The organism is Streptomyces sp. RP5T (assembly GCF_003933965.1).
In the GTDB taxonomy this organism is placed as follows: Bacteria; Actinomycetota; Actinomycetes; order Streptomycetales; family Streptomycetaceae; genus Streptomyces.
In genome coordinates, this window is the sequence record NZ_RSAJ01000606.1 from 1 (window position 1) to 4,870 (window position 4,870).

Genomic DNA, 4,870 nt, shown 5'->3' on the forward strand with positions numbered 1-4,870 from the left:
GTGCTGATGCGGTGAGCGGGGCGGGCGCGGGCCGGGCCGCTGTGCTCAGCCCGCGTCCTCCTGGCCGCACAGCCTGCGCAGTACGGCCCCGCACCGCCGCGCGTAGGCGTGCTGGAGTCCGCGGGTCGCAGGGCCTCCCGCCCGGGAGTACCACTTCGCGCCCTTGCTGAACGCCGACACCGTCAGCCATACCGTGCCGTCGCCGGTGCGGTCCACGACGAAGGACTCCTCGCCGCACTCGGGGTGGCCGGCGAGGGTGCCGTAGGCCCAGCCCGCACGGCGGTGTTCCTCCAGGGTCCAGACCACCCGGCAGGGGGCCTTGATGACGCCCGCCAGGGTGACCGTCACGTCCACGTCGGGGGCCGCGCGCTCCGCGGCGGTTTCTATGCCCACGCCGAGCGCGCGGTGCATCTCCCACGTCAGGACCGCCTCGGAGGCCTTCCGGAAGACGTCGTGGCCCTCGCCTATGCGCGTGCGGACGTGCAGCGGGTGGAAGCCGGGCGGGCAGTAGCCCTGCTGACGGGTCGCGCCGACCTCGTCGTACGTGAAGTGCATGGGAACCAAGAGTAGGGCGGTACCCGGGAATGCCTTCGTCCCGGGTACCGCCCCGCCAAAGCCCCTGGGGCTAGCTCACGTTGACCGCCGACCAGGCCGCGGCCACCGCCTTGTACTCGGCGCTGGTGGAGCCGTACAGGGCGGACGCCGCCGAGAGCGTGCCCGTGCGCGCCGCCTTGTAGTTGGTCGTCGACGTGAAGTACGTCGTCAGCGCCTTGTACCAGATCTGCAGCGCCTTGGCGCGGCCGATGCCGGTGACCGTGGAGCCGTTGGACGTCGGCGAGTTGTAGGACACGCCGTTGATCGTCTTGGCGCCGCTGCCCTCCGCGAGGAGGTAGAAGAAGTGGTTCGCGACGCCGGACGAGTAGTGCACGTCCTTGCTGCCGACGGAGGAGGACCAGGAGTCCGCCGAGCCGCCGTCCTTGCTGGGCTTGTCCATGTAGCGCAGCGGGGTGCCGTCGCCGTTGATGTCGATCTCCTCGCCGATGAGGTAGTCACCGACGTCGTTGGAGTTGTTCGCGTAGAACTCCACACCCGTGCCGAAGATGTCCGAGGTCGCCTCGTTGAGGCCGCCGGACTCGCCCGAGTAGTTCAGGCCCGCCGTGTTCGAGGTGACGCCGTGGCTCATCTCGTGGCCGGCCACGTCCAGCGAGGTCAGCGGGTTGACGTTGCCCTCGCCGTCGCCGTACGTCATGCAGAAGCAGCTGTCGTCCCAGAACGCGTTGACGTACGCGTTGCCGTAGTGGACCCGGGAGTAGGCCGCGACGCCGTTGTTCTTGATGCCGCTGCGGCCGAAGGTGGACTTGTAGAAGTCCCAGGTCTCCGCCGCGCCGTAGGCGGCGTCGACGGCCGCGGTCTGGTCGGCGGTGGAGCTGGAGGCCGCGCCCGTGCCCCAGACGTTGTCGGCGTCCGTGAACAGGGTGCCGGCGGAGGAGCTGGTGCCGTGCGCCTTGTTGTACGTCTTGTGGCCGCCGCGGGTGCCGTCGGTCAGCTGGTACGTGGAGCCCGACAGGGTGGTCTCCAGGCTGACCGTGCCCGAGTACAGGCTCTTGCCGGTGCCGGTCGCGTTCTCGATGCCCTGGTACTCGAAGAGCTTCTTGCCGGTGGCCGCGTCGGTGATGACGTGCAGCTGGTTCGGGGTGCCGTCGTCCTGGAAGCCGCCGACGATCGTCTCGTAGGCGAGGACGGGGGTGCCCGAGCCGGCCCAGATCACCTTGCGCGCGCCGTCGGCGGCGGTCTTGTCGGAGCCCGCGGCCTTGGCGGCGCTCAGGGCCTGCGTCTCGGCCTTGGCGACGGTGATCTTCGGGGTGACGGAGGCGACCTTGATGGTGGCCTTGGTCGCTCTGGAGACGCCCTCGGTCGCACCGGACTTCGCCTCGTGGACGATCAGGTCGCCGCCGAGGACGGGCAGGCCGTCGTAGGTGCGCTCGTAGCGGGTGTGGACCGTGCCGTCGGCGTCCTTCACGACGTCCTTGACGGCCAGCTTCTCCTTGGCGCCGAGACCTATCTCCCGGGCCGTGGTCCCCGCGTCGGCCTGCTGCTCCTTGATGAGGGAGGTGCGGGCGGCCGAGGACAGCTGGACCGGGGCGCCCGCGAGGGCGGTCTTGCCGGTGCCTTCGGCCGGGGTCACGGCGGCGGCACTTCCGGTGGTCAGACCGGTGGTGAGCAGGGCCCCGGCCGCGACGGCGGTGGCGATGGCCAGGGTGGTGCGCTTGTGACGCGCGTAGAGGGGGGTCACACAAGCTCCTTCGTGGGGGAGCCCGGTCGGCGTGGGGTGCCTTCCGGGGTGGCTGTGAAGTTGTGCGGCGGTTGTGAGGAAGCGTGGCATCAAGGCGCGTACATGTCAGGACCCTCAAGTGATGTTGGCTGAAAGTCGACGGCTGGATGAACATTGCAGGCATGTAAAGCGAGTTGACCTGGGTAAAGCGGCAACAGGACGTCGGTCATGGACCGGCAAAAAGAGGGCGCCGCCCCGGGGAGTCGAACCACCGGGACGGCGCCCTGTCCGTGAGCCCGCGGGCCTACGGGAAGGTGAGCTTCCAGCTGTTGATGTAACCGGTGTCCTGGGCCGCGTTGTCCTGGACCCGCAACTGCCAGGTCCCGTTGGCCACCTCGGAGGAGGCGTCCACCGTGTAGGTGGTGTTGAGGTTGTCGGTGCTGCCGCCGGTGCCGTACGCCTTCAGCGTGTACGCCGTACCGTCCGGGGCGATCAGCTGCACCCGGAGGTCACCGATGTAGGTGTGCACGATGTCGACCGAGACCGAGAGGTTCGACGGCGCGTTGCCCGTACGCCCCGAGACGGTGATGGGCGAGTTGACCGCCGCCCCGTTGTCCGGAATCGATACGTCGGTGGTGGACTCGAACGAGGTGCCGCCACCACCGCCGCCACCGGGACGCGAGCCGACCGCCACGCCCGCCCAGGCGTTCGCCACGGCCGTGTACTCGGCGCTCGTGGTGCCGTACAGCTCACCGGCCGCCGCGAGGGTGCCGGTGCGGGCCGCCGCGTAGTTCGTCGTGGACGTGAACTTCGTGGTCAGCGCGCGGAACCAGATCTTCTCCGCCTTGTCCCGGCCGATGCCGGTGACCGGAAGGCCGTCCGAGGTGGAGGAGTTGTAGGTGACACCGTTGATGGTCTTGGTGCCGCTGCCCTCCGACAGGAGGTAGAAGAAGTGGTTCGCCGGACCGGAGGAGTAGTGGACGTCCACCGACCCGATCCCGGAGTACCAGCTGTCCTTGGACGCCCCGTCCTTGCTCGGCTTGTCCATGTAACGCAGCGGCGAGCCGTCGCCGTTGATGTCGATCTCCTCGCCGATGAGGTAGTCGCCGACGTCGGAGGAGTTGTTGGCGTAGAACTCGACGGCCGTGCCGAAGATGTCGGAGGTCGCCTCGTTCAGACCGCCGGACTCGCCCGAGTAGTTGAGCCCCGCGGTGTTCGACGTGACGCCGTGGGTCATCTCGTGACCGGCCACGTCGATCGACGTCAGCGGGTGGGTGTTGCCCGACCCGTCGCCGTACGTCATGCAGAAGCAGCTGTCCGACCAGAACGCGTTGACGTAGTTGTTGCCGTAGTGGACCCGGGAGTACGCCCCGACCCCGTCACCGCGGATGCCCGAACGCCCCTGCACGTTCTTGTAGTAGTCCCAGGTGAGCGCGGCACCGTAGTGCGCGTCCGCGCCGGCCGTCTCGGTGTTGGAGGCGCTGCCGTTGCCCCACACGTCGTCGGAGCCCGAGAAGAGGGTGCCGGTGCCGGAGGTGCCGCGGTTGAGGTTGTACGTCTTGTGGCCGCCGCGCGCCCCGTCGGTCAGGTTGTACGTCGACCCGGACTGGGTGGTGCCGAGCGTGACCGTGCCGCTGTACATGGTGTTGCCGGTGCCGGTCTCGATGCCCTGGTACTCGTAGAGCTTCGCGCCGGTCGCCGCGTCCGTGATCACGTGCAGCTCGTTCGGCGTGCCGTCCTCCTGGAGGCCGCCTACGACCGTCTCGTACGCGAGGGTCGGGGTGCCGTTGCCGGCCCAGATCACCTTGCGCGGGGCGCGGTTGGTGTCGGCCTTGTCGGCGCCCGCCGCCTGCGCGGCCTTCAGCGCCTGGGCCGAGGCCTTGGCGGCGGTCACCTTCGGCGTCACGGAGGCGACCTTGATGGTCTTGTTCGTCGCCTTGACGACACCCTCGGTCGCCCCGGACCTCGTGGTCTCCACGACGAGGTCGCCACCGAGGACCGGCAGGCCGTCGTAGGTGCGCTCGTAGCGGGTGTGCAGCGTGCCGTCGCCGTCCTTGACGACGTCACGCACGACCAGCCTCTCCTTGGCGCCGAGGCCGAGGTCCCTGGCGGTGTCCGCCTTGGTGGCGTTGGCCTCGCGGATCAGCTCGGCGCGCTGGGCGGGGGTGAGCCTGAGGGACTCGGCGCCCGGGATCACCCTGCTCGCGGCCGACGGTGCCTTCGCCGGGGCCGCGGTGGCGGCGCCCGACTGGACGGCGGCGGCGATCAGGGCCGAGACACCGACGAGGGCCACGGCCGCGGCCTTGCGGTGCAGGGTGTGGGGGGCGTGGGGGGTGCGTCTGTGGGAGGAACTGTCTCTCAACACTGACTCCTTCTGCGCGGCCGCGGATCACACGGCCAGGGGAGACCGGACGGTGGGTCGACCGTCCGGGCACAACATGGAGGTACGCAGAACGGTGGTGCTGTGGGGTTGCTGTGAAGTTGCCGTGGGAAGAGTGGCAGTGGATTGCGCTATCTGTCAGGAGCGCGTCAGAAAGTTGGCCGGAAACGGTCCGTTGTCCGGTTGTTCGTGTTCGATATGCGGTCGCGACATCAACC

General features: G+C 69.2%; 3 protein-coding genes. All 3 read right to left on the reverse strand.

The window, feature by feature from the left end:
- Positions 1-45: 45 nt before the first annotated feature.
- The 3 genes from EHS43_RS37440 to EHS43_RS37450 all read right to left on the reverse strand — a co-directional run bounded on the left by EHS43_RS37440 (position 46) and on the right by EHS43_RS37450 (position 4,634).
- The gene (locus EHS43_RS37440; RefSeq protein WP_125195079.1) at positions 46-555 is read right to left on the reverse strand and encodes a DUF1990 family protein; all 510 of its coding nucleotides are present in this window, start codon (positions 553-555) and stop codon (positions 46-48) included.
- 70 nt (positions 556-625) lie between these two features.
- Positions 626-2,293 (reverse strand): M4 family metallopeptidase, encoded by a 1,668-nt coding sequence (locus tag EHS43_RS37445; RefSeq protein ID WP_125195080.1) that lies wholly within the window; start codon positions 2,291-2,293, stop codon positions 626-628.
- Positions 2,294-2,576: 283 nt separating this feature from the next.
- Complete coding sequence (locus tag EHS43_RS37450; RefSeq protein ID WP_125195081.1) at positions 2,577-4,634, reverse strand: M4 family metallopeptidase; 2,058 nt, start codon at positions 4,632-4,634, stop codon at positions 2,577-2,579.
- Between the last annotated feature and the right edge of the window lie 236 nt (positions 4,635-4,870).